Origin of the sequence: Paenarthrobacter nitroguajacolicus, assembly GCF_051027655.1 — a bacterium.
Taxonomy (GTDB): Bacteria; Actinomycetota; Actinomycetes; order Actinomycetales; family Micrococcaceae; genus Arthrobacter; species Arthrobacter nitroguajacolicus.
In genome coordinates, this window is record NZ_CP073234.1 from 2397257 (window position 1) to 2422747 (window position 25491).

Annotated in this window: 22 protein-coding genes; 15 read left to right on the top strand and 7 right to left on the bottom strand. The window is 61.6% G+C overall.

Features of this window, described 5'->3' with window-relative positions; translation table 11 throughout:
* Window positions 1–40 precede the first annotated feature (40 nt).
* The 13 genes from uvrA (at window position 41) to KCX59_RS11480 (ending at window position 14665) form a co-directional block, all read left to right on the top strand.
* Window positions 41–2968, top strand: a complete 2928-nt coding sequence (gene uvrA / locus KCX59_RS11420; protein WP_178993030.1) for an excinuclease ABC subunit UvrA — start codon at window positions 41–43, stop codon at window positions 2966–2968.
* Between the two features lie 112 nt (window positions 2969–3080).
* Window positions 3081–3797, top strand: coding sequence for an HAD hydrolase-like protein (locus KCX59_RS11425; RefSeq protein WP_179016665.1), 717 nt, complete (start codon window positions 3081–3083; stop codon window positions 3795–3797).
* The gene (locus KCX59_RS11430; protein ID WP_091467339.1) at window positions 3784–4452 is read left to right on the top strand and encodes a lysophospholipid acyltransferase family protein; all 669 of its coding nucleotides are present in this window, start codon (window positions 3784–3786) and stop codon (window positions 4450–4452) included. The genes KCX59_RS11425 and KCX59_RS11430 overlap by 14 nt, the downstream gene beginning before the upstream one ends.
* A 60-nt stretch (window positions 4453–4512) precedes the next feature.
* Window positions 4513–6543 carry an excinuclease ABC subunit UvrC gene (gene uvrC, locus KCX59_RS11435; RefSeq protein WP_179016664.1) on the top strand — a complete coding sequence of 677 codons (2031 nt, stop codon included), beginning with the start codon at window positions 4513–4515 and terminating at the stop codon, window positions 6541–6543.
* 132 nt (window positions 6544–6675) lie between these two features.
* Window positions 6676–7599 carry an RNase adapter RapZ gene (rapZ, locus tag KCX59_RS11440; protein WP_091467342.1) on the top strand — a complete coding sequence of 308 codons (924 nt, stop codon included), beginning with the start codon at window positions 6676–6678 and terminating at the stop codon, window positions 7597–7599.
* Window positions 7599–8615 (top strand): gluconeogenesis factor YvcK family protein, encoded by a 1017-nt coding sequence (locus KCX59_RS11445; RefSeq protein WP_017198460.1) that lies wholly within the window; start codon window positions 7599–7601, stop codon window positions 8613–8615. The genes rapZ and KCX59_RS11445 overlap by 1 nt, the downstream gene beginning before the upstream one ends.
* A 9-nt stretch (window positions 8616–8624) precedes the next feature.
* Window positions 8625–9605: a DNA-binding protein WhiA gene (gene whiA, locus KCX59_RS11450; protein WP_017198459.1), complete on the top strand. Its 981-nt coding sequence runs from the start codon at window positions 8625–8627 to the stop codon at window positions 9603–9605.
* Window positions 9606–9780: 175 nt separating this feature from the next.
* Complete coding sequence (locus KCX59_RS11455; protein ID WP_091467344.1) at window positions 9781–10404, top strand: superoxide dismutase; 624 nt, start codon at window positions 9781–9783, stop codon at window positions 10402–10404.
* 271 nt (window positions 10405–10675) lie between these two features.
* Entirely contained in the window at window positions 10676–11686 is a 1011-nt protein-coding gene (gap, locus tag KCX59_RS11460) for a type I glyceraldehyde-3-phosphate dehydrogenase (RefSeq protein ID WP_091467346.1), read from the top strand.
* A 9-nt stretch (window positions 11687–11695) separates the two neighbouring features.
* On the top strand, window positions 11696–12922 hold the full coding sequence (locus tag KCX59_RS11465) for a phosphoglycerate kinase (RefSeq protein WP_178993034.1): 1227 nt from the start codon (window positions 11696–11698) through the stop codon (window positions 12920–12922).
* A 74-nt stretch (window positions 12923–12996) separates the two neighbouring features.
* Window positions 12997–13812: a triose-phosphate isomerase gene (tpiA, locus tag KCX59_RS11470; protein ID WP_178993035.1), complete on the top strand. Its 816-nt coding sequence runs from the start codon at window positions 12997–12999 to the stop codon at window positions 13810–13812.
* Between the two features lie 36 nt (window positions 13813–13848).
* Window positions 13849–14106, top strand: a complete 258-nt coding sequence (gene secG / locus KCX59_RS11475) for a preprotein translocase subunit SecG (RefSeq protein ID WP_017198454.1) — start codon at window positions 13849–13851, stop codon at window positions 14104–14106.
* Between the two features lie 163 nt (window positions 14107–14269).
* Window positions 14270–14665, top strand: coding sequence for an RNA polymerase-binding protein RbpA (locus KCX59_RS11480; protein ID WP_179016663.1), 396 nt, complete (start codon window positions 14270–14272; stop codon window positions 14663–14665).
* On the opposite strand, the gene pgl is transcribed toward KCX59_RS11480, so the two are convergent.
* The 6 genes from pgl to tkt are packed head-to-tail and all read right to left on the bottom strand — an operon-like array spanning window position 14618 to window position 22852.
* Window positions 14618–15436, bottom strand: a complete 819-nt coding sequence (gene pgl / locus KCX59_RS11485) for a 6-phosphogluconolactonase (protein WP_178993037.1) — start codon at window positions 15434–15436, stop codon at window positions 14618–14620. The two genes, KCX59_RS11480 and pgl, sit on opposite strands and share 48 nt — an antisense overlap.
* Window positions 15426–16367 (bottom strand): glucose-6-phosphate dehydrogenase assembly protein OpcA, encoded by a 942-nt coding sequence (locus tag KCX59_RS11490; RefSeq protein WP_178993038.1) that lies wholly within the window; start codon window positions 16365–16367, stop codon window positions 15426–15428. The genes pgl and KCX59_RS11490 overlap by 11 nt, the downstream gene beginning before the upstream one ends.
* Window positions 16364–17920: a glucose-6-phosphate dehydrogenase gene (gene zwf, locus KCX59_RS11495; RefSeq protein ID WP_179016634.1), complete on the bottom strand. Its 1557-nt coding sequence runs from the start codon at window positions 17918–17920 to the stop codon at window positions 16364–16366. The genes KCX59_RS11490 and zwf overlap by 4 nt, the downstream gene beginning before the upstream one ends.
* A 15-nt stretch (window positions 17921–17935) precedes the next feature.
* Window positions 17936–19567 (bottom strand): glucose-6-phosphate isomerase, encoded by a 1632-nt coding sequence (locus KCX59_RS11500; RefSeq protein ID WP_179016633.1) that lies wholly within the window; start codon window positions 19565–19567, stop codon window positions 17936–17938.
* Window positions 19568–19573: 6 nt separating this feature from the next.
* On the bottom strand, window positions 19574–20692 hold the full coding sequence (gene tal / locus KCX59_RS11505; RefSeq protein WP_178992802.1) for a transaldolase: 1119 nt from the start codon (window positions 20690–20692) through the stop codon (window positions 19574–19576).
* Between the two features lie 33 nt (window positions 20693–20725).
* Entirely contained in the window at window positions 20726–22852 is a 2127-nt protein-coding gene (tkt, locus tag KCX59_RS11510) for a transketolase (protein ID WP_370629150.1), read from the bottom strand.
* A gap of 416 nt (window positions 22853–23268) precedes the next feature.
* Here tkt and KCX59_RS11515 point away from each other — a divergent pair, with 416 nt between their 5' ends.
* Entirely contained in the window at window positions 23269–24231 is a 963-nt protein-coding gene (locus KCX59_RS11515) for a heme o synthase (RefSeq protein WP_091470646.1), read from the top strand.
* Between the two features lie 84 nt (window positions 24232–24315).
* On the opposite strand, the gene KCX59_RS11520 is transcribed toward KCX59_RS11515, so the two are convergent.
* Window positions 24316–24864 carry a TOPRIM nucleotidyl transferase/hydrolase domain-containing protein gene (locus KCX59_RS11520; RefSeq protein WP_178992800.1) on the bottom strand — a complete coding sequence of 183 codons (549 nt, stop codon included), beginning with the start codon at window positions 24862–24864 and terminating at the stop codon, window positions 24316–24318.
* 225 nt (window positions 24865–25089) lie between these two features.
* Here KCX59_RS11520 and KCX59_RS11525 point away from each other — a divergent pair, with 225 nt between their 5' ends.
* Window positions 25090–25470, top strand: a complete 381-nt coding sequence (locus KCX59_RS11525; RefSeq protein WP_179016632.1) for a peptidase inhibitor family I36 protein — start codon at window positions 25090–25092, stop codon at window positions 25468–25470.
* Window positions 25471–25491 lie beyond the last annotated feature (21 nt).

Consider the following 25491-nt stretch of genomic DNA (forward strand, 5'->3'; position numbering starts at 1 on the left):
GACATGGAAATTCGAAGAAGTTTTCGATTAGCATTGGTAGGTGCCCAAAGCCTTAGCTGAAGATACCGCCATGGATGCCGTGAACGGCGTCTCCGTCCTTCCCGATACCAAACCCGCCAAGCCGGACCTTTCCCGTTTGGTGGTCAAGGGTGCCCGGGAACACAATTTGCGAAACGTGGACCTCGATCTGCCCCGTGACGCCATGATCGTGTTCACGGGACTCTCCGGTTCCGGGAAGTCGTCCCTGGCTTTTGACACGATCTTCGCAGAGGGCCAGCGTCGCTACGTGGAGTCGTTGTCCGCGTACGCGCGTCAATTCCTTGGGCAGGTGGATAAGCCTGATGTCGATTTCATCGAGGGTTTGTCTCCTGCTGTATCCATCGACCAGAAGTCCACCAGCAAGAATCCTCGTTCCACGGTGGGCACCATCACCGAGATCTACGACTACATGCGGTTGCTGTGGGCGCGCGTAGGCCGGCCACACTGCCCTGTTTGTGGCGAGCCCATCGCCCGGCAGACGCCGCAACAGATCGTGGACCAGCTCCTGGAACTGGATCCTGGAACACGGTTCCAGGTCCTTGCCCCGGTTGTACGCGGCCGCAAGGGTGAGTTTGTCGATCTCTTCAAGGAGCTGACCGCAAAGGGCTATTCCCGTGCCCGTGTGGACGGCGAACTTGTGCAGCTGAGCGATCCTCCCAAGCTCGGCAAACAGTTCAAGCACACCATCGAGGTTGTGGTGGATCGCCTGGTGGTCAAGGAAGAGATCAGCCAACGGCTTACCGACTCCGTGGAGACAGCCCTGGGCCTTGCAGAAGGCCGGGTGCTGGTGGAGTTCGTGGACCTCGATGCCGAGGATCCCGAGCGTATCCGCGCCTTCTCGGAGAACCTGGCGTGTCCCAACGAGCACCCGTTGGCCATCGACGAAATTGAACCGCGCTCATTCTCCTTCAACAACCCCTTCGGTGCCTGCTCTGCCTGCAGCGGCATCGGAACGCGGCTGGAAGTGGATGAAGAGCTCATCGTTCCCAATCCTGAACTCTCCCTGGGTGAAGGCGCCATTGCTCCTTGGGCCCTGGGCACAGCGACAACAGAGTATTGGAACCGGCTCCTCGAGGGCCTGGCCCACGAACTGGGCTTCTCCATGAAGACATCGTGGGAGAAGCTGCCCAAGGAGGTCCGCAACACCGTCCTTCACGGCAAGGATCACAAGGTTGTTGTCCAGTACAAGAACCGCTTTGGTCGTGAGCGCAAGTACAGCACTGGGTTTGAAGGTGCCATCCAGTACGTCCACCGCAAGCACGGAGAAACGGATTCCGACTGGGCACGCGACCGGTACGAAGAGTACATGCGGCAGATTCCCTGCCCTGAGTGCAACGGTGCGCGCCTCAACCCGGCGTCGCTGTCCGTGCTCATCAACGGGAAGTCGATCGCCGAGGTCGCTGCCTTGCCGATGCGTGAGTGCGCGGAGTTCCTGGGAAGCCTTACCCTGACCAACAGGGAAGCCCAGATCGCCAACCAGGTGCTGAAGGAAATCCAGGCCCGCCTGACCTTCCTCCTGGACGTCGGCTTGGAATACCTCAACCTGGAGCGACCCTCGGGTACCTTGTCCGGTGGCGAGGCCCAACGCATCCGCCTGGCCACACAAATCGGCTCCGGCCTGGTGGGTGTCCTCTACGTTTTGGACGAGCCATCCATTGGGTTGCACCAGCGTGATAACCGGCGACTGATCGAGACACTCACCCGACTCCGGGATCTCGGTAACACCCTGATCGTGGTGGAACATGACGAAGACACCATCCACGAAGCAGACTGGGTTGTTGACATCGGACCCGGTGCCGGTGAACACGGCGGCCAAGTGGTGCACTCCGGAACCTACAAGGAACTCCTGGAGAACCCTGACTCGCTGACGGGCGCCTACTTGTCCGGACGCCGCAAAATTGATGTCCCCGCCAAACGCCGAAAATACGACAAAAAGCGTGAGCTCAAGGTCGTGGGCGCCAGGGAGAACAATCTCAACAACGTAGACGCCACGTTCCCCTTGGGACTTTTCACCGCGGTGACGGGTGTAAGTGGTTCCGGCAAATCCACGTTGGTGAACGAGATCCTGTACAAGGTCCTCGCCAACAAGCTCAACGGCGCAAAACAGGTTGCAGGACGGCACCGCACGGTTGCCGGGCTGGAGCATCTGGACAAGGTGGTCCACGTCGATCAAAGCCCCATCGGCCGGACACCCCGGTCCAACCCGGCTACCTACACCGGTGTCTTTGACAACATCCGGAAACTCTTCGCTGAGACCACTGAAGCCAAGGTACGTGGTTACCAGCCGGGACGGTTCTCGTTCAACGTCAAGGGTGGGCGCTGCGAGGCGTGTTCCGGCGACGGTACGTTGAAGATCGAGATGAACTTCCTGCCGGACGTCTACGTCCCTTGCGAAGTGTGCCACGGCGCCAGGTACAACCGGGAAACCCTTGAAGTTCACTACAAGGGCAAGACCATTGCCGACGTCCTCAACATGCCAATAGAGGAAGGTGCTGAATTCTTCGCTGCCTTCACTCCGATCGCACGGCATTTGAACACCTTGGTGGACGTGGGCCTTGGTTACGTCAGGCTTGGGCAGCCGGCAACTACCTTGTCGGGTGGGGAGGCCCAGCGCGTTAAGCTGGCTGCCGAGCTCCAGAAGCGTTCCAACGGTCGCAGCATATATGTCCTCGATGAGCCCACCACTGGCTTGCACTTTGAGGACATCCGCAAGCTGCTCATGGTTCTTCAGGGCTTGGTGGACAAAGGCAATACCGTGATCACCATTGAGCACAACCTGGACGTGATCAAGTCTGCGGACTGGATTGTGGATCTTGGCCCCAACGGGGGTTCGGGCGGAGGAAAGATCGTGGCCACTGGAACGCCGGAGCAGGTCGCAAAATCCACGGATAGCCACACAGCGACGTTCCTGGCCGAGATTCTCGGTTAGTTTCTCACGGACGGCTTTGAGGCCACCTAAGGAAAATCTTCGGGACCTTGGAAGTATTCCGGTAGCGGCATGCGAGTTTCAGGCATGCCGCTACTCGTGAGAAACTAACCCGGTGACTCAAACAACGGTGCCCGTAATATTCGATCTGGACGGCACCCTTGTCGATCCTGCCGGCGGTATCACGGGAGGCATTTCTGCCGCCCTCCGGGAAATGGGCCTACCTGTTCCCGAACAAGCCGTGCTGAATTCCATGGTGGGTCCCAAACTCAGCGATTCCCTCCTCCATTTGGCGAACGTCTCCAGCGAATTGGTGGATGAAACCATTGAGCGATACCGGGGCCACTACAAAGAAACCGGCATTGGCCAAAGCAAGTTGTACCCGGGAATCTTCGATCTCCTCGAATTCTTCGCGGAGACTGGCCGGCCCGTCGCGGTGGCTACCCAGAAGCCGCAGTCAATTGCGCGCCTCGTGTTGGAGCACCATGGAATTGCTGACTTCTTCGTTTCCATCCGCGGGGCTGCGGATGACGAATCCCTGAAAGCCAATACAGCGTCCGGCAAGGTGGAAATCGTCGCCGCGGCGTTAAATGATCTCAACTCCCAGCCGGCCGTCATGGTGGGGGACAGGCATCAAGACGTCGCAGGCGCTCTGGCCAATGGATTGGACTGCATCGGAGTCAGTTGGGGATTTGCACCGGACGGTGAACTTGAGCAAGCCGGAGCAGTCGCGGTGGTAAACACTGCCCTCGAACTGCGCACCAAAATTGAAGAACTTGACGCTGTCCGCGCGGCAGCCCTGAGCGAGGTACAAAACGATGGCAGTCTTTGATGCGATCCGCTGGACAACCCGAGGCCTGATCTCCTCCACGTGCCGTCCTACGGTAATTGGGCTCGAGAACGTTCCCAAGGATGGGCCATTCATCGTAGCCCCCAACCACCTCTCCTTCCTTGACAGCGTCATCGTTCAGGCGCTGATGCCCCGCCCTGTTGCCTTCTTTGCCAAAGCGGAATACTTCACCACCAAGGGCGTCAAAGGCGCCGTGATGAAGTCGTTCTTCGAGGCAGTAGGTTCCATTCCCGTCGAGCGCGGTGAACAAGCGGCCAGTGTCCAGGCGCTCAAGACCCTGCTGGACATCCTGGAATCCGGGAAGGGCATCGGCATCTACCCGGAAGGCACACGATCCCGCGACGGTATTCTTTACCGCGGCAGGACGGGGGTGGGATGGCTTGCCTTGACCACGGGCGCTCCGGTGATCCCTGTGGGGCTGATCGGCACGGAGCAGTTGCAGCCTGCGGACAAGAACGCCGTTCGGCCGCAGCACTTCACCATGAAGGTTGGCGAGCCCCTCTACTTCGACAAGACAGGCCCGGACCACTCCCTGCCCGCCCGCCGCGAAGTCACTGACAAGATCATGGATGCCATTGCACTGCTTAGCGGCCAGGAGCGGTCCACCAGCTACAACCAAAGCAAAGCCGTCGACTGACGCCTTGGTGGCCGCGCCACCGTGGCAATGAGTGTCGTTCCGGTTCACTAGACTGGAAACGTGGCAGATCCAGCAAGTTACCGGCCCCAAACAGGTGAAATTCCCACCACTCCGGGCGTCTACCGTTTCCGTGACCCCCATGGCCGGGTCATCTATGTGGGCAAGGCAAAAAACCTCCGTTCCCGGCTGAATTCGTACTTCGCGAATCCTGCAGGACTCCTCCCGAAGACCCATGCAATGGTCCACGCGGCCAGCAGTGTTGAATGGACCGTGGTGGGGAGCGAGCTGGAATCGCTGCAATTGGAATACACCTGGATCAAGGAATTCAAGCCTCGGTTCAACGTCGTATTCCGGGATGATAAGACGTATCCCTACCTCGCTGTCACCATGGGGGAGAAGTACCCCAGAGTGCAGGTCATGCGCGGTGAAAGAAGGAAGGGCACCAGGTACTTCGGTCCGTACACAGCCGGTGCCATCCGGGAAACCATGGACACACTCCTGCGGGTCTTTCCTGTTCGGAGCTGCAGCGCAGGCGTCTTTAAACGGGCCGAGTCCAGCGGACGACCCTGCCTCCTGGGTTATATCGACAAATGTTCGGCTCCCTGTGTCGGCCGGGTCACCCCCGACGAACACCGTGGCCTGGCAGAAGACTTCTGTTCCTTCATGGGCGGCGAAGCCAAGCGCTTCATCAACCGGCTGGAGAAAGACATGTCTGCCGCCGTAGCCGAATTGGACTACGAGCGCGCGGCCGGGCTCAGGGACGACATCATCGCGCTCCGCAAGGTCTTTGAACGCAACGCAGTGGTCCTCGCGGAGGATACCGACGCGGACGTTTTCGCGCTTCACGAGGACGAACTCGAAGCTTCCGTGCAGGTGTTCCACGTTCGCGGCGGACGTGTCCGTGGGCAGCGCGGTTGGGTCGTAGAAAAAGTCGAGGATGCTACGACGCCGGAACTCATCGAACACCTGCTGCAGCAGGTCTACGGTGAGGACAGTGAAGTACAGGGTCGAATTCCACGTGAAGTCCTGGTTCCGGAGAACCCCAGTAACCATGCTGAACTCACGGAATGGCTGGGAGGCTTGCGAGGTGCCAAGGTAGACATCCGCGTACCACAGCGCGGTGACAAGGCCGCCCTGATGTCCACCGTGCGCGAGAATGCAGAGCAAGCCTTGAAACTGCATAAGACGCGCCGTGCAGGAGACATTACTGTCCGCTCCGTTGCCCTCCAGGAACTGCAGGAGGCCTTGGAGATTCCGGTTCCCCTGCTGCGGATCGAGTGCTTCGATATTTCCCACGTTCAAGGAACAAACGTGGTGGCTTCCATGGTGGTGGTGGAAGATGGGCTGCCCAAGAAGTCCGACTACCGGAAATTCTCCATTACGGGCGCTGCAGCCGCCGACGATACTGCGGCCATGCACGACGTCCTGACCCGTCGCTTCAGGCACTATCTCACGGACAAGGCCGCCCAGGTCCCGATCGTTTCCGGCGAAATCATCAACCCGACACGTAGCAGTGCACAAAGTAACAGGGACAAGAGCAGCACTGACGTGCCGCCGTCGGACACTACTTTGCCTGCCCCGAAGGCCAAGTTCGCCTACCCGCCCAACCTGGTGGTGGTGGATGGAGGTCAGCCGCAGGTCAACGCGGCGGCCCGCGCCCTGGGGGAATTGGGCATTGATGACGTTTACGTGGTGGGTCTGGCCAAACGGCTCGAGGAAGTCTGGCTGCCTGACAGCGACTTCCCCGTGATCCTGCCCCGGACGTCGCAAGGTTTGTACCTCCTGCAGCGGATCCGTGACGAGGCCCACCGCTTTGCCATCAGCTTCCACCGCCAGAAGCGCGGCAAGGCCATGACAGTGTCCGTCCTGGACGGCGTGCCCGGCCTGGGGGAGGCGAAACGGAAGGCCCTGGTGGCACACTTCGGATCGCTCAAGAAGATCAAGGCCGCATCCGTGGAGGAGCTTACCTCTGCCAAGGGCATCGGTCCGGCTCTGGCTGCCGCGGTGGTCCAGCACCTTGGTTCTGCTGCGGACACCGGTGAAACGGCACCTGCGGTGAACATGACCACCGGCGAAATCCTTGAATCTTAGCTAGGGTAAGAACTTGGCCGGTCGGCGCAAGAGTGCTGCCGGGCGCCTGAGATGCGGCCACGTGGGCCATGCTGCCCCAGGCGGCTACCACAAGCTTTCGAATGACCACTTCCGACGAAACGGGGACAACAGATGGATGAGGCTACGGCAGAGTCCGGCACGGAGCAGGACGGCCTGACGCCCGTCAAGCCGCCTGAGGCGGAGTTGCTGGTGGTAACCGGCATGTCGGGTGCCGGACGCAGCACCGCCTCCGATGCTCTGGAGGATCACGGCTGGTACGTCGTTGACAACCTTCCTCCGCAAATGTTGGGCACGCTGGCAGAAATCGTCTCGCATGCGCCAAAGTCGATACCCAAGCTGGCCGTAGTTGTGGACGTCCGGAGCAAGGACCTCTTCACCGACATTCAGACTGCGTTGGGAGCTTTGAGCGCCAGCGGCATCACCTTCCGGGTACTCTTCCTGGACGCCAACGACGACGTCCTGGTCCGCCGTTTCGAGCAGGGACGTCGCCCGCATCCGCTGCAGGGCGGTGGAAGGATCCTCGACGGCATCGGCATCGAGCGTGAGGTCCTCCGGGAACTTCGTGAGCACGCCGACGTCGTTCTGGACACCTCGGACTTCAACGTCCATGGCTTGGCTACGGCTATCACGGAGCTGTTCAGCGATACCGGGCCGGTGACACTTCGCCTGAACGTCATGAGCTTTGGGTTCAAGTACGGGCTGCCCGTGGACGCCAACTTCGTGGCCGATGCCCGCTTTATCCCCAACCCGCACTGGGTACCGCAGCTTCGGCCGCACACCGGCTTGGACGAGGACGTCAGCGACTACGTCCTGGGCGCGGAGGGTGTTCAGGAGTTCGTGGACCGCTACGTTAGGGCGTTGGAGCCTGTCCTGGACGGCTACCGTCAGGAGAACAAGCACTACGCCACGCTGGCGGTTGGTTGCACCGGCGGCAAGCACCGTTCGGTGGCGGTTACGGTGGAACTTTCCAAACGCCTTGCGCAGTACCCCCGGGTCACCGTGACCACCACCCACCGCGACCTGGGACGCGAGTAGTGGGGGTCCTGACGGGCCCGCTGCCGCTTATACCGCCCAAGGGCGTTCCCGGTAGCCAGCAAAAGAAGAGCCCCTCCGTTGTCGCCTTGGGAGGCGGTCACGGACTGGCAGCCTCGCTGTCTGCCCTTCGTTTGCTCACGTCCGAACTGACGGCAATCGTCACGGTAGCGGACGACGGCGGCAGCTCCGGGCGTCTCCGCGACGAGTACGGCGTTCTCCCCCCGGGAGACCTGCGGATGGCCCTGAGCGCCCTTTGCGACGACACGGATTGGGGTCGGACCTGGCGCGATGTCATGCAGCACCGCTTCGAAGCCGGTTCGGCGAAAGGGGGCTCACTGGACAATCACGCCATGGGCAACCTGCTGATCGTCACGCTGTGGGAACTTTTGGGCGACACCGTTGCCGGCCTCAAGTGGGCTGGAGCACTGTTGGGTGCCCGCGGACAGGTACTTCCCATGTCCAGCGTCCCCCTCACCATTGAGGGCAAGGCGCAGGTGGAGTTACCGGGTGGCGGCCATGAACTGCGTACGGTGCGGGGGCAGGCAAAGTGTGCTGTGGCTGGGAAGCTGGAAGAAGTCAGGCTCCTGCCCGAAGCCGCCCCTGCCTGCACTGAGGCGCTCACTGCGATTGAGCTGGCTGATTGGGTCATTCTGGGCCCTGGATCCTGGTACACCTCGGTCCTGCCGCATTTGCTGTTGCCTGAGCTTCGGCGGGCCCTCGGTGATACGGCTGCCAAGCGTTGCCTCACCATGAACCTGGATGTGGAAACCAAGGAAACATCCGGCATGACGGCTGCGGACCACTTGGATGTCCTGCGCCGCTATGCACCTGAGTTCACTGTCGACGTCGTCCTGGCGGATCCCGCAGCGGTGCAGGATCGCAAGGCCTTCGAGAAGGCGGCAGCGATGATCGGCGCCGAAGTGGTGTTGGGTAGAGTAGGGGCGTCGAGGCGCCGCCCCGTCCATGATCCACTGCTGTTGGCAGCGGCGTACCACGATATTTTCGGGAACAGTTAGGAACACGCGATGGCACTTACTGCGTCGGTCAAGGACGAACTGTCCCGGCTGGACATCAAGAAATCTTCGGTCCGCAAGGCGGAAGTTTCGGCAATGCTGCGTTTTGCAGGCGGCTTGCACATTATTTCGGGGCGGATCGTTATCGAGGCCGAAGTCGACCTCGCTTCCACCGCCCGCCGTCTCCGGGCAGCGATCGCGGAAGTCTACGGACATCAGAGCGAAATCATCGTCGTATCCGGTGGAGGCCTGCGGCGGGGGAGCCGTTACGTCGTCCGCGTTGTGCGCGACGGCGAAGCACTTGCCCGCCAAACGGGCTTGTTGGATGGCCGGGGGCGACCCGTGCGGGGCCTTCCCTCCGCCGTCGTCAACGGTTCAGCGGCCGATGCCGAGGCAGTGTGGCGGGGCGCTTTCCTGGCCCATGGTTCACTCACGGAACCGGGGCGATCATCGTCCCTTGAGGTGACGTGCCCCGGCCCCGAGTCCGCGTTGGCATTGGTCGGCGCAGCCCGCCGCCTCGGCATCCAGGCCAAGGCGCGCGAAGTTCGCGGCGTTGACCGCGTGGTCATTCGTGACGGCGACACCATCGCTGCCCTCCTCACCCGCATGGGCGCCCATGACGCCCTGATGGTTTGGGAAGAACGGCGCATGCGAAAGGAAGTCCGTGCCACCGCCAACAGGCTCGCCAACTTCGACGACGCCAACCTGCGCCGCTCAGCCCAAGCCGCAGTGGCGGCGGGCGCCAGGGTGGACCGTGCACTGGAGATCCTGGGAGATGACGTTCCGGACCACCTCAAGTACGCAGGAGAGCTCCGGGTGGCGCACAAGCAGGCAAGCCTGGATGAACTCGGCCGACTAGCTGATCCGCCCATGACCAAAGACGCCATAGCCGGCCGTATCCGCCGGCTCCTGGCCATGGCAGATAAGCGTGCCTTGGATTTGGGCATCCCGGGCACTGAGGCAAATGTGACTCCGGAAATGATGGACGAGTAGGCCGCACCCATAGAATCGACAAAGTGCGGAGGAAATACTGCGAAGGCACCGCTGGTTGTTCCCGGTGGAGGCAAGAGCAGGCTTTCTCCGCCAAGGATTTCCGGCCGGTCCGCTGGCCGGATGAAATAACGAGAGTTACCAACCCGGACGTGAGTCCATTACATTGGAGGATTTCGTGACAGAGTACGTTCTGCCCGAGCTCGGCTACGACTACGCAGCACTCGAGCCGCACATTTCGGCAAAAATCATGGAGCTGCACCACAGCAAGCACCATGCGGCATACGTTGCAGGCGCCAACAACGCCCTCTCCCAGCTGGCCGACGCGCGCGAGAAGAATGATTTCGCCAACATCAACCGCCTCTCCAAGGACCTCGCGTTCCACACCGGCGGACACATCAACCACTCCGTGTTCTGGAACAACATCTCCCCGGACGGCGGCGACAAGCCCGAAGGCGAACTGGCTGCTGCCATTGACGACGCCTTCGGCTCCTTCGATGCATTCCGTGCCCAGTTCAGCGCTGCCGCGCTGGGCCTCCAGGGTTCCGGCTGGGCTTTCCTCGCCTACGAGCCCATCGGCGGGAACCTGCTCATCGAGCAGCTCTACGATCAGCAGGGCAACGTTGCAGTAGGAACCACCCCGCTGCTGATGCTGGACATGTGGGAGCACGCTTTCTACCTGGACTACGTCAACGTCAAGGCTGACTACGTCAAAGCGTTCTGGAACATCGTCAACTGGGCAGACGTCGCCAAGCGCTTCGAAGCTGCCCGCGCCAACGCCACGGGCCTCATCGTCCTCTAGTTGGTGAGTCCCGGTTCACGCCGATGTAACAAAAGTCACTTTTCGCGTGAATTGGGGCCAAATGCTGGAAAGCCTGCCTCCGCAGTTGCGGGGGCAGGCTTAGTTAAACGTAAGATGGATCACGGAAGGCGGTTAGCCTTCAGCAACGTGGCTGGTCGCCCTCCGATCTGATAATCACCTCTGCCCAAAGACGTGCGGGGTCTGTTAGTTGGAAATATTTGATCCGACTCACTAGGCGTGCTTGCAAGAGCACCAAGGAGATTGACACATAGTGACCACCCGTATTGGTATCAACGGCTTCGGCCGCATCGGCCGTAACTACTTCCGCGCAGCACTGGCCCAGGGCGCAGACCTTGAGATCGTGGCAGTCAACGACCTCACCAGCCCCGAGACCCTCGCCCACCTCCTGAAGTACGACTCCGTTGGTGGCCGTCTCACGCAGTCCGTGGAGGTTGTTGATGGCAACCTGGTAGTCGATGGCAAGTCCATCACCGTGCTGGCAGAACGCGATCCCGCCAACCTCCCCTGGGGTGAACTGGGCGTGGACATCGTCATCGAGTCCACGGGTTTCTTCACCAAGGCAGCAGCGGCGCAGAAGCACATTGACGCCGGCGCCAAGAAGGTCCTCATTTCGGCACCTGCCAGCGACGAAGACATCACCATCGTCATGGGCGTCAACCAGGACCTCTACGATCCCGCAGCGCACCACATCATCTCCAACGCGTCCTGCACTACCAACTGCCTCGGCCCGCTGGCCAAGGTTGTCAATGACGCCTTCGGCATCGAGCGTGGCCTGATGACCACGGTCCACGCCTACACGGCCGACCAGAACCTGCAGGACGGCCCGCACGGCGATCTCCGCCGTGCCCGTGCTGCTGCCATCAACATGGTCCCCACGTCTACTGGTGCTGCCAAGGCAATCGGCCTGGTCCTGCCGGAGCTCAAGGGCAAGCTGGATGGTTACGCCATCCGCGTTCCCGTCCCCACGGGTTCCGCTACTGACCTCACTGTCACTGTTTCCCGCGAAGTCACTGTGGAGGAAGTCAACGCTGCCGTCAAGGCCGCCGCTGAGTCCGAGCAGTTCGCCGGAATCCTCAGCTACACGGATGCCCCCATCGTCTCCTCGGACATCGTCGGAGACCCTGCGTCCTCCATCTTCGATTCCGGCCTCACCAAGGTCATCGGCAACCAGGTCAAGGTTGTTTCCTGGTATGACAACGAGTGGGGTTACTCCAACCGCCTCGTAGACCTCACGGAGCTTGTCGCATCCAAGCTGGGCTAGGGTAGACACATGACATCTCACACCCTCAACGAACTCATCGCTGAAGGTGTCCGCGGGCGGTACATTCTGGTCAGAAGTGACCTGAATGTACCGCTCGACGGCTCTGCAGTGACCGACGACGGCCGCATCAAGGCCTCCCTTCCGGTCCTCAAGAAGCTCTCGGACGCCGGTGCCCGTGTGCTCGTAACCGCCCACCTCGGACGCCCCAAGGGCGCTCCGGAGGATAAGTACTCACTGAAGCCCGCTGCGACCCGCCTCGCGGAGCTCGCAGACTTCAAGGTTCAGTTGGCCAACGATACTGTGGGGGACTCCGCCAAGGAGCTCGCATCCGGACTCCAGGATGGCGAAGTTCTCATCTTGGAAAATGTTCGCTTCGACGCGCGTGAAACCAGCAAGGACGACGCCGAGCGCGGAGCCTTCGCTGACGAGTTGGTTGCCCTTACGGGAAGCAACGGGGCGTTCGTGGACGACGCTTTTGGCGCCGTCCACCGCAAGCACGCGAGTGTCTTCGATGTAGCCACCCGGTTGCCGTCCTACTTGGGCGATCTTGTCCACACCGAAGTAGAGGTTCTTCGGAAGCTCACCACGGATACACAACGTCCATACGTCGTGGTTCTTGGCGGCTCCAAGGTCTCAGACAAGCTGGCGGTCATTGACAACCTGCTTGGCAAAGCGGACACCATCCTTGTTGGCGGCGGCATGCTCTTCACCTTCCTGGCAGCAGCCGGGCACAAGGTTGCGGGCAGCCTCCTCGAGGAAGACCAGATTCCGGTAGTCCAGGACTACCTCAAGCGGGCCTCCGATGCCGGAACGTCGTTCGTGATTCCCACGGACGTCGTCGTCGCCAGCCGCTTCGCTGCGGATGCTGAGCACGAGGTCGTTAAGGCAGACGCCATTGAGGACAGCACTTTCGGTGCTGCCGGCATTGGCCTGGACATTGGTCCGGAATCGGCATCGGCATTCGCGGCCCAGATCGAAGGGGCCAAGACCGTGTTCTGGAACGGCCCCATGGGTGTCTTCGAATTCGAAGCCTTCTCCAGTGGCACGCGTGCCATTGCACAGGCCCTGACGGATACGGTTGCGTTCACCGTTGTCGGCGGTGGCGACTCGGCAGCAGCCGTTCGCACCCTCGGCTTCGAGGACTCGCAGTTCGGCCATATTTCCACCGGCGGCGGCGCCAGCTTGGAATACCTTGAAGGTAAGGAACTTCCGGGTCTGAGCGTCCTCGACCGCTAAGCATCAACCGACCGGCAGGACGTTACCGCGTCCTGCCGGTCGTTCCATATCTCAACGCATTCTTTGGAGTTCATGTGACTACCTCTGCCAACGGCAACTTCGTCCGCAAGCCCTTCATCGCCGGCAACTGGAAGATGAACATGGACCATGTCCAGGGCATCACCTTGCTGCAGAAGCTCGCCTGGACACTGTCCGATGCCAAGCATGACTACAGCCGCGCCGAGGTCGCAGTGTTTCCTCCGTTCACCGACCTCCGCGGTGTCCAGACGCTGGTTCAGGGTGACGAACTGGAAGTTGTTTACGGCGGCCAGGACCTGTCCCAGTTCGACTCCGGCGCCTACACCGGTGACATCTCAGGTCAGTTCCTCAGCAAGCTGGGATGTGCCTACGTCCTGGTGGGGCACAGTGAGCGCCGCACCATCCACAACGAGTCCGACGAGGTCTTGAACGCGAAGGTCAAGGCCGGCTTCCGTCACGGAGTCACGCCCGTTCTGTGCGTCGGCGAGGGCCTCGAAGTCCGTCAGTCCGGCACCCACGTGGAGCACACCCTGGCCCAACTGCGCGCCGGCGTCGAAGGACTCACAGCCGAGCAGGCAGCTGAACTCGTTGTGGCGTATGAGCCCGTCTGGGCCATCGGCACCGGCGAAGTAGCCGGCCCGGAAGATGCACAGGAAATGTGTGCAGCAATTCGTACCGAGCTTGCCGGTCTCTTCGACGAGGCCGTCGCAGCCAAGACGCGCCTTCTTTATGGGGGCTCCGTCAAGGCCAACAATGCTGCCGCCATCATGGCCGAAAGCGACGTTGACGGATTGCTTGTGGGTGGCGCCAGCTTGGACCCCGCTGAGTTTGCTAACATTGTCAGGTTCGAGAGCCACCTCGTCACGGACTAGTCCGGCTCCCGTTTTCCGCTTCTTCGAAAGGCCGTCGTGGACGTTCTTCAAGTCATTCTGCAGATCCTGCTGGGTATCACCAGCCTTCTGCTGACGCTGCTCATCCTCTTGCACAAGGGACGTGGCGGCGGTTTGTCCGACATGTTCGGTGGCGGAATGAGCTCCGGATTGAGTTCGTCCGGCGTAGCCGAGCGTAACCTGAACCGCTTCACCATCATTCTTGGCATCACATGGGGCGTTGTGATCATTGGCCTGGGCCTGATCATGCGCTTTACCTCGGGTGGCGACTCCTAGTTCTTCCCAAAAAGGGTGGCTCCTTCATAGGAGCCTCCCTTTTTCTTTGGCTGGGAGACCCACCAGTAGTGCCGCCGTCGAGCACCTCGCACTAGACTGGCCCTGTTGGCCGTAAGGCCCACAGGCCGTGACGGCCAACCACCGAGTCGCTAGGGGTTCGAAAATGGTTCATGGCACGTCTGGTTATCGGGGCACCCGCGTAGGTGTAACTCAAGGTTCAGCTCCTCGACATCAAAGCGACCACGGAGCAGGAGAACAACTGCCGCGTATTCGTGTCCCCTATTGGTGCGCCAAGGGACACGAAACGCGGCTTGTTTTTCTTAAGCTGCCGGACGAACAGATTCCCAAGATGTGGGACTGTCCCAAATGTGGTTCGCCCGCCACCCGGGATCCCGGTCATGCGGCCCCAACAAGACCTGAGGATGAAATCTTCAAATCGCACTTGGATTACGTTAAAGAAAGACGCTCCAGCCAAGACGCCGAAGTGGTCCTGGCCGGAGCGCTGGAGCGCCTACGCGCCCGCGGGGTCCTTCCGGACCAGCTGCTGGGGGACTCGTGACGCTGCGTTCTCATCGATAAGCCACAGTGTCCTGGCACGCCCCGCAGGGCCTGCTGCAGGGACCTGCACGGGATTGGCGCCTGCCAGGGCCAGACCCACGGCGCCGGCCTTATCCTCGCCGGCAACAACCATCCAGATTTCCTGCGCGGTGTTGATGGCCGGAAGTGTCAGTGAAATGCGCGCCGACGGCGGCTTGGGTGAGTTCTCGACGCCCACTACGGTTCGTGACTTCTCGCGAATGCCGGCCTGCTCGGGAAAAAGCGAGGCAACGTGCGCATCGGGTCCGACACCCAGGAGGAGGATGTCAAAGCGCGGCAGGATGCCGGGCTTTTCGGGCCTGCTGTCCGATGTGTCCGCTGTATGCTCGGCCTCGGCCGCTGCCTTGAGCTCTTCCGCGTAGGCTGCCGCGGCTTCGTCCGCGGTGGCGTACTGATCGGCGGAGCCGGGTTCGTGAACCCGGGCAGGGTCGACGGCCAAGTGGGCGAGCAAAGCCTGGTGTGCTTGGCGCGTGTTCCTGTCATCGCTGTCGGCGCCGACGAATCGCTCGTCACCCCACCAGAAGTTAACCCTTGACCAATCGACGGCGGGTGCTGCCGCGGAGTCAGCCACAGCCCTCAGGGTCCCAATGCCAACGGTTCCGCCGGTGAGGACCACCGTGGCCTCGCCGTGCTTGTCCTGGACATCCACAAGCTTGGTAATGAGGCGCGCCGCTATGGCGGCCATCAAAACCTTGGAGTCGGGGTGGATGCTTACTCTTGGATCAGCGTGCACTGGTCTGGACTCTCCTCTGGCTGGTTAGTGGAAGTCCCATCGTAATCACTTCTCCGAATACTTCGTCCGGATCCAGCCGCCGGAGTTCCTCTGCGAGGCAGTCTTTGAGGCTTCTGCGGGGGAGAGTGATACGCTGCGCCGGTTGTCCCGGTTGGGTCAACTCGGCCACGGACAGGCCGGGACGGAAGAGCTGGACGTCGCCACTGGCGCGCGTGAGGCGCACGCGGCGGATTCCAGTCCCTGCCGGATCGGCAACGATCGTGACAGGGGCCTGCAGCGCGAGGCTGAGCCAGGCCGCCAGCAGGAGCGTACTCGGGGAGTCCGAGGCGCCCTCGACGGCCACTGCGGAGACGGGGTCGCCATCCACTTGGTCGAAGACGGCGGCGAGTTGCATGCGCCAGTTGGTCAGGCGGGTCCAGGCGAGGTCGGTGTCGCCGGCTTTGTAGGTGGCCCGGATGTTCTCCAGAGCGCGCCTCGGGTCCGGTTCGTTGGCTGAGTCGGTGATGCGCCGGTGCGCGATCCGGCCGATGGAAGTCTCGCACGCGCTTTCCGGGGCGCCGTGCGGCCACCAGGCCACGATCGGTGCGTCCGGGAGGAGCAAGGCCGCGACGAGGGATTCGCTTTCGTGGGCCATGTGCCCGTGCCCGCGCAGGACGATGACCTCGGACGCGCCGGCGTCGCCACCAACACGGATCTGCGCGTCGAGCCGGTCCGGTCCTTCAACGCCTGCATCGGCCAGGACGATGATCCGGCAGGGGTGTTCCCTACTGGCTTCGTTGGCTGCCTCGATGGCGTCTTCTTCCTGCCCGGACTTAGTCACCACCACCAACGTCAGCACACGCCCCAAGGCAATCACGCCGCCTTGTTCGCGCAGCGACATGATCTTCTTGGAGATCTTGGAGGTGGTGGTATCGGGAAGATCTACGATCATGGCCTTCTCCAGGTTCGTCCGTCACGGGCCAGCAGGGCATCGGCCGAGGCCGGCCCCCAACTGCCCGGTGCGTAGGGTTGCGGTTGTTCATCGAGCCCGGCCCAGTATTCCTCGAACGGGTCCAGGATCTTCCAGGACAGTTCCACTTCCTGGTGCCGCGGGAACAGCGGCGGTTCGCCCAACAGCACGTCCAGGATGAGACGTTCGTAGGCTTCGGGGCTGGACTCGGTAAAGGAGTGCCCGTAGCCGAAGTCCATGGTCACATCACGGACTTCCATCTGCGTGCCAGGGACCTTGGACCCGAACCGGATCGTGGCGCCCTCGTCGGGCTGGACCCGGATCACCACCGCGTTCTGACCGAAGTCATCATCGTTGTGGTCACGGAAGAGCAGGTTCGGTGCCCGCTTGAACACCACCGCGATCTCGGTCACCCGCCGGCCCAGGCGCTTACCGGCACGCAGGTAGAACGGCACACCATTCCACCGGCGGGTATTGATATCCACCCGGATCGCAGCATAAGTTTCGGTCTTCGAATCAGCCGGGATCCCGTCCTCATCCAAATACCCGAGGACTTCCTCCCCGCCCTGCCACCCGCCGGTGAACTGACCACGCGCCGAATGGGTGGACAGGTCCTCGGGCAGTTTGACCGCTGCGAGGACCTTTTCCTTCTCCGCCCGCAAATCATCGGCATTAAACGAGATCGGTTCTTCCATCGCGGTCAACGCCAGCAACTGCAGCAAGTGGTTCTGGATCACGTCACGGGCAGCACCCACACCGTCGTAATAGCCCGCACGCCCGCCCGTGCCGATGTCCTCGGCCATGGTGATCTGGACATGATCCACGTAATTGGCGTTCCAAAGCGGTTCGAACAACTGGTTCGCGAAACGCAACGCCAGAATGTTCTGCACCGTCTCCTTCCCCAAATAATGATCAATCCGGAACACCGCATCAGCCGGGAACACCGACTCCACAATGTCGTTCAACTGCCGGGCCGACTCCAAGTCATGCCCGAACGGCTTCTCGATCACCACACGACGCCACTGACCCGGCTTGGCCTGCGCCAGGCCGTGCTTGGAGAGCTGCCGGCACACCTGCTCGAACGCCTTCGGCGGGATCGACAAATAGAAACCATGATTACCCCGGGTGCCACGGGTCTCATCCAGCTCATCGAGCACATCACCGAGACGCTCGAAAGCGTCATCGTCGTCGAACTCGCCCCGAACAAAACGAATACCCGAAGCCAACTGCTCCCACACCGCTTCATCGAACTTCGTCCGGGCATGGGCCTTCACGTTTTCCTTGACCTCAGCCGCGAAATCCGCGTTATCCCACTCACGACGTCCGAAACCCACCAAAGCAAAACTCGGCGGCAACAACCCACGATTAGCAAGGTCATAGACCGCCGGCATCAGCTTCTTACGGGCAAGATCACCAGTGACTCCGAAGAACACCAACGACGACGGCCCGGCAATACGATTCAGGCGCCGATCCCGCGGATCCCGCAAAGGATTCCGGAGACCGGCGTTCTTCCTGCCGTTTTCAGTTTCTGGCATGTTTGGTTCTGTGCCTTAGCTTTCGAGTGCGCTGGCTTGGTTGGCCAACGCAGCGACGACTTCCTGGAGTTGGGCTACGCCCGCAGCGCGCTCAGTGAGGTGCAGGCGCAAAACCGGGCGGCCATGGCCTTCCAGGACCTGGGCGTCGCCCGAGGCCTGGGCAGCAATGAGCTGACCGAAAGTGAAGGGCCGCTCCGGGATCTCAAGATCAGTGGAGGATGCTGCAGTGACCTGCAGGAACACTCCGATGGCCGGTCCACCCTTGTGGAACTGGCCAGTGGAGTGCAGGAACCGCGGGCCCCAACCGAACGTCACCGGACGCCCGCTGACGGCGGCGAGTTCGTCGCGGATGCCTTCAAGCGGTGCATGGGAAATGCGGTCAAGATAGGCCTGAACGCTCAAGTAACCGTCCGTGCCGAGCTGGCCAAGGAGCGCCTGCACGGCTTCGCTTGCCGTCGAGGCGCTACCGAGCCATTCGCCGCCGCGTACTTCCACTGCGCCGTCCGTGAAGGCCGCCGGAGTGGGTTCGGGGCGTGCGTCCAGCAAGCCGCGCGCGGCCACCTTGGCGGCCTCGACGTCGGGCTGGTCAAACGGGTTGATTCCCAGCAGGCGACCCGCCACGGCGGTGGCAAACTCCCACACAAACATCTGCGAGGCCAGTCCACCGGCAATGGCAACCTCGTTTTCACGAAGTTCTACGTCCGCATCGGCGTCCACCAGCCGGACCACCAGGATGTCTTCGGCACCGTTCAAGGCTTCCGGGGATTCCGGGCCTGCTACGACCGGCAGCACGCCGGTGCCCAGCTTGCCTGTGGATTCAGCGATAAGCTGTTCGGCCCAGTCGGCGAAACCGACTATGCCTGATCCGTCCTCGGCGATGACGATCTTGTTGCGCAGCGGGCTGGTACCACCGAGGGCGATGCCGAGCGCCAGACCGATGTTGTCAGCTGAGTCCTCGTTGAGGATCTCAGCAGCCTCTTCTGCTTCGTCCAGGAACGCCTGGATGTCCACGCCGGCCAGCCCGCAAGGCACCAATCCAAATGCGGTCAGCGCCGAGAAACGGCCGCCAACGTTGGGGTCAGCGTTGAACACTGCACGGTAGCCGGCTTCGCGGGAAGACTTATCCAGCGGAGAACCCGGGTCTGTGACAATGATGATCCTGCTCTTGGCGTCGATACCGGCATCATTGAACGCCTTCTCGAACACGCGGCGCTGGGAGTCAGTTTCCACGGTGGAGCCGGACTTGGAAGAAACGACGATAGCTGTTTCCGCCAAGCGGTCCGCCAAGGCCGCACTGACCTGTTCAGGATCAGTGCTGTCCAAAACAGTCAGCTCGACGCCGGCAGTGCCGGCAATGACCTCGGGAGCCAACGAAGACCCACCCATGCCGCACAGGACAATGCGTGAGACGCCGTCGGCGCGGAGGGCATCGCGAAGTTCCAGAATGCCTTCGACCAAAGGTTGGGACACGGTGGCAGCCTCTACCCAGCCGAGACGAATCGCCGACTCAGACTCCGCTTCAGGACCCCATAGAGTGTGGTCTTTCGCGAAAATCCGGGTTGCGATCTTTTCCTCGACCAGGCTGTCAATGTGCTGGGCGATGGCCTCTTGGGCAGCACCGCTGGCGTCGTAGCTGATTGTGCTCATGATGGGTTAGGAAGCCTTCCGTGCGGTGACGAGTGCGCCTTCGACGTCGGCGAGGAGTTCCTTCCAGGAGCCTACGAACTTCTCGAGGCCTTCGGTCTCGAGGAGGGTGACGACGTCGTTGTAGGAGACGCCAAGGGCTTCGAGGGCGTTGAGGGTCTCGTTCGCTTCGTCGTAGGTGCCGGTGATGGTGTCACCGGTGACTACGCCGTGGTCGAAGGAGGCGTCGAGCGTCTTTTCCGGCATGGTGTTGACCACGCCGGCTGCGACGAGTTCGGTCACGTACAGGGTGTCCGGGTAGGCCGGGTCCTTCACGCCAGTGGAGGCCCACAGAGGACGCTGGGGGAGCGCGCCGGCCTCAGCCAGGACGGCCCAGCGCTCGGTGGAGAAGAGCTCTTCGTAGACCTGGTACGCGAGGCGGGCGTTGGCAACGCCGGCTTTGCCCTTGAGTGCCTTGGCTTCCTCGGTGCCGATGGCGTCAAGGCGCTTGTCAATCTCGGAGTCCACGCGGGACACGAAGAACGAGGCCACGGAGTGGATCTTGGAGAGGTCGTGGCCGTTCTCCTTGGCCTGCTCAAGGCCGGACTGGAAAGCGTTGATGACCGCGCGGTAGCGCTCAAGGGAGAAGATCAGGGTCACGTTGACGCTGATGCCCTCGGCCAGCGTAGCCGTGATGGCTTCGAGGCCTTCAAGCGTTGCCGGGATCTTGATGTGGACGTTGTCCTTGTTGACCTTGGCGTAGAGGTGCTTGGCCTCGGCGATGGTTCCTGCGGTATCCCAAGCAAGGCGGGGGTCAACCTCGATGGAGACGCGGCCATCCACACCCTTGGTGGCGGCGGCGATGGGAGCGAAGAGATCGCAGGCGTCAGCGACGTCCGTGGTGGTGATTTCGAAGATCGTTTCTTCGACGCTGGCACCGGCCGCGGCCTGCGCTGCGATGGTGGCGTCGTAATCCGTGCCGGCAGTGATGGCGGCGTGGAAGATCGACGGGTTGGTGGTCACACCAACAACGTTCTTCTCGTCGATGAGCTTCTGCAGCGTGCCCGTCTCCAAGCGGTTGCGGGAAAGGTCATCAAGCCAGATGGAGACGCCGGCGTCTGAGAGCTGCTGTGTGGGAGTTGTAGACATGTGTTTTTCTCCTTGTGAGAGGGAAGCAGACTGTTATGCGTTGGAGTCTGCGAGGGAGTCTTTTGCTGCGGCGGCAACAGCTTCGGCAGTGATGCCGAATTCGTTGAAGAGCCGCTTGTAGTCAGCCGAGGCGCCGAAGTGCTCCAGTGAGATGGAACGGCCGGCGTCGCCGACGAATTCGCGCCAACCCAGTGCGAGACCGGCTTCAACCGAAACACGGGCCTTCACGGAGGCCGGGAGTACGGACTCGCGGTAAGCCGCGTCCTGCTTGTTGAACCATTCAACGCACGGCATGGACACAACACGCGCTGCGATGCCTTCAGCCTGGAGGGCTTCGCGGGCCTGGACTGCGAGCTGGACTTCGGAGCCGGTGCCGATCAGGATGACCTGCGCGTCAACGGTTTCGCCGTTCTTGGAGGCCTCAGCCAGGACGTAACCGCCCTTGGCCACACCAGCGGTGGAGCCGAACGTGTCGCCGCTTGCTTCACCTTCGCCGCGGGCGTAGGTGGGGATGTTCTGACGGGTCAGGACAATGCCCGCCGGGTTCTCGTGGTTCTCCAGCATGACCTTCCATGCCGCGGAGACCTCGTTCGCGTCGCCGGGACGGACAACATCCAGGCCCGGGATGGCACGCAGGGAGGCGAGCTGTTCCACCGGCTGGTGGGTGGGGCCGTCTTCGCCCAGGCCGATGGAGTCGTGTGTCCATACGTACAGGGACGGAACACCCATCAGCGCGCCGAGGCGGATGGCCGGGCGCTGGTAGTCGCTGAAGATCAGGAACGTGCCGGAGAATGCGCGGGTGCGGCCGTGCAGGGAAATACCGTTCACGATCGACGCGGCAGCGTGCTCACGGATACCGAAGTGCAGCACACGTCCGTACGGGTTGCCCTTCCAGGCGTCCGTTGAGCGGGACGTCGGGATGAACGACGGCGAGCCTTCAATGGTGGTGTTGTTGGACTCGGCGAGGTCGGCTGAGCCGCCCCAGAGCTCCGGCAGGACCGGGCCGATGGCGTTCAGGACCTTGCCCGAGGCTGCGCGGGTGGAAACGTCCTTGCCGGCTTCGAACACCGGCAGGGCTGCGTCAATACCCACAGGGAGCTTCTTCGCTTCAACACGTTCCAGCAGGGCAGCGGCGTCCGGGTTGGCGGACTGCCATGCCTCGAACGAGGTCTGCCAGGCAGCGCGTGACTCGGCGCCACGGTCCAGGACCTTGCGGGCGTGCGCAAGAACTTCTTCGTCAACATCGAAGGACTTGGCAGGATCGAAGCCGAGTACGGTCTTCAGTGCTGCGACTTCCTCGGCGCCCAAAGCGGAGCCGTGGATCTTGCCGGTGTTCTGCTTCTTCGGTGCCGGGTATCCGATGATGGTGCGCAGCGAGATGATGGACGGCTTGTTCGTCTCAGCCTTGGCAGCGAGCAGTGCCGCGTAGAGCTCCTGGACGTCTTCGACGTAGTCGCCGGTCTTGGTCCAGTCGACGCGCTGGGTGTGCCAGCCGTAGGCCTCGTAGCGCTTGAGGACGTCCTCGGTGAAGGCGATGTCGGTGTCATCTTCAATGGAGATGTGGTTCTCGTCGTAGATCACTACGAGGTTGCCCAGTTCCTGGTGGCCGGCGAGCGAGGAAGCCTCGGACGTTACGCCCTCCTGGAGGTCACCGTCGGAAGCGATAACCCAGATGGTGTGGTCGAACGGGGATTCGCCGGCGGGAGCATCGGCGTCGAACAGGCCACGTTGGCGACGCTGGGAGTAAGCGAAACCAACAGCCGAGGCCAGGCCCTGGCCCAGCGGGCCGGTGGTGATTTCCACACCGGCGGTGTGCTTGTACTCCGGGTGGCCCGGGGTCAGTGAACCCCAGGTACGCAGTGCCTCGAGGTCCTTCAGTTCCAGGCCGTAACCGGAGAGGAACAACTGGATGTAAAGGGTCAGCGAAGTGTGGCCGGGGGACAGGACGAACCGGTCGCGGCCGAGCCAGTCCGGGTTCTTCGGGTCATGACGCATCAGCTTCTGGAACAGCAGGTACGCTGCCGGAGCCAAGCTCATCGCCGTACCAGGGTGGCCATTGCCGACCTTCTCCACGGCGTCAGCGGCCAACACGCGAACGGTGTCAACAGCCTTCTTGTCCAGATCGGTCCATGACAGTTCTTGCTCTTCCAAATGTGGCACGAAAACCGAGCCCCTCTCTGTGCTGACGGCAGGCGTATGGACACGGCACGCAGGAAGCACAGGATGGCGCCCGCTGCAATGTGTCTACCAGCCGTTCACCATTGAAACGTTGATCTCTCATCCAGACGCACGGATATCCAAGAATACGGTTTCCCGGATCGTCAACGTGTGCTGATCTGCTCAACAGCTTAGCCCTAAACGTGTCATGGAACTCAGGGAATCCCACTAACTGGACAGAATTTCCCTTATATGAATCACTATGGCCCGGCGGAAGAGTGAAGATTCGGAAACATTGGCGTATTTTGCGGACATCGGGCCGCTTTCCGCCACGGTATGATATTTGGAGGCCAGCAGCGGTTCATGCGCCCGGTTTGAGGGACGGCAGCCGCTGCGAGAACCCCAGAGCATAGAACAGAGTGACTGCCGCCGTGAGCACAACTGATACGCCCCTTAACGCGTCCCCGGCCCGGGGAAGCATCGGAATGTCCCGTAAGTTCAAGGCGTATCTGGCTCTGACGAAGCCCCGTGTCATTGAGTTGCTCTTGGTCAGCACGCTTCCCACCATGATCTTTGCGCAGCGCGGCTTCCCGTCCATCGGCCTGATCCTTGCCACCCTCGTTGGTGGCGCGTTCGCTGCGGGCAGCGCCGGCGTCTTCAACTGCTACATCGACCGCGACATCGACAAGTTGATGCACCGCACGGAGAAACGTCCGCTGGTCACCGGTGAAGTGACTCCCCGCGAAGCTCTGATCTTCGCCTGGATCCTTGGTGCCGCCTCCATCGCAATCCTGTGGTTTGGCGCCAACCCGCTGTCTGCTTGGTTGGGCCTCGGTGCAATCGTCTTCTACGTGGTGATCTACACCATGATCCTCAAACGCCGCACTGCCCAGAACATCGTCTGGGGCGGCGCTGCCGGTTGCTTCCCGGTGCTCATCGCCTGGGCGGCCGTCACCAACACCGTCGAATGGCCCGCCATCGTGCTCTTCATGGTGATTTTCCTCTGGACGCCTCCTCACTACTGGCCGCTGTCCATGCGTTACGGCGAGGACTACCGCAACGCCAAGGTTCCCATGCTCGGCGCCATTGCCGGCGCGAAGGTGGTCTCCGTACAGGTAGTTCTTTATGCGTGGGCCATGGTTGCCTGCTCGCTGCTGATGATCCCGGTGGGCGGGGCCGGGTGGGTCTACACGATCGTGGCTGTTGCTGCCGGAGCCTGGTTCCTCTACGAGAGCCACGCATTGTACAAGCGTGCGCAGGGTGGCGACGTTTCCAACAAGGGGGCCATGAAGGTGTTCCATGGCTCCATCAGCTACCTGACGTTGCTCTTCATCGCGCTTGCCGTTGATCCGTTCATCGGCTCAGCGATCGTCGGCGGCTAGCCCACCAACGTTCTCTCACGTCCCACTGGCTTGAAACCCACGCTCTCTCACATCCCACTGGCTTGCGGCCAACGCTCTCTCACATCACGACTCGAAAGATGCAACCAGTCGAGCCAGCGGAGGAGGCGCCTGTCCTTCCGGTAGCGCGTTGACAAGCATGGGCGCGTATCGGATCTTATTCCCGCTGCGCCCACCGAAGAACCGCCGTAACTGCCCCTCCACAGACCGGTCCCGCAACGAGGGCTGGCGTTGCAGGAGCTCAAAGGACGCGAGCTCCCCTTGGTCCGCGATGACGTCGAGCACGGCATCCACGCCAAGGCACCGGATGAGTTCGTCCTCCAAATCGGCGTTACAGACCTGGAAGCCATGGTCTTCCAGCGGGCCTGCCCCCATGCCAGCCCGCATGAGGGCACGGCCAATGCCCGCGGCCTCGCCGAAATCGCAGAGACCCAACAATCGGTGGCCCGCCCCATGCGGGCCATAGCGGTCGAGGAAACGCACGATGCTCGTGGCGCCATTCATGGGCACAACCGAAACGCGTTCCATCCTTAGGTCGTGGCCAAGCCTTTTAGCCAGCATTTCCACTGCCAGCCGGTCGCTCTCGCCCTCCACCAACACAGTCGTCTCCAGCACATGATCAGTATGGCGGACAAGGGTGGCAACTCCTCTAACCAGCGCAAACCAAGAGATCAACACCTAGAAGCCGCATTGCAGCACCTAGTTTGGACCCCCTGAACACTTATCTTTTGCCTGAACGCCACCTAGATCCTCGGAAAGCAGCCTAGGTGGTGCTCAAGGCGACTTACCGTTCGAGATGGAACAGAGTTGTTCCACTTCACACAAGCATTGGGGATTCTCATGAAAAACATCCTGCGCACAGCCGGGGTGCTTGCAGTTGTTTCAGCCTCTGTATTGACCGGGGTGTCTGCAGCCCAGGCCGCACCGGCGTGCTCCACCGCACGAGTATGCCTATACGACAACTACTGGTTCACGGGGACCTCCAGGTCCTTTGGCTGGGTCACGTACAACGTGGGCGTGGACGCCAATGACAAGGGGAGTTCCTTAGTCGTTGGACCTGCCGCAGATCCAGCTTCGCCCTATGTCTATTTCTATGTTGACGGCAATTTTGTTGGCCACAATGTGGTTTTTCGGGCCGGCAATGCCTCAAATGATCTGCGCGGACTCTACATGACGTCCACCCGGAACTGGGACGACGAAATCACGAGCGTCTGGGGCTAGTCTCTTGGCGTTCAAGATCCA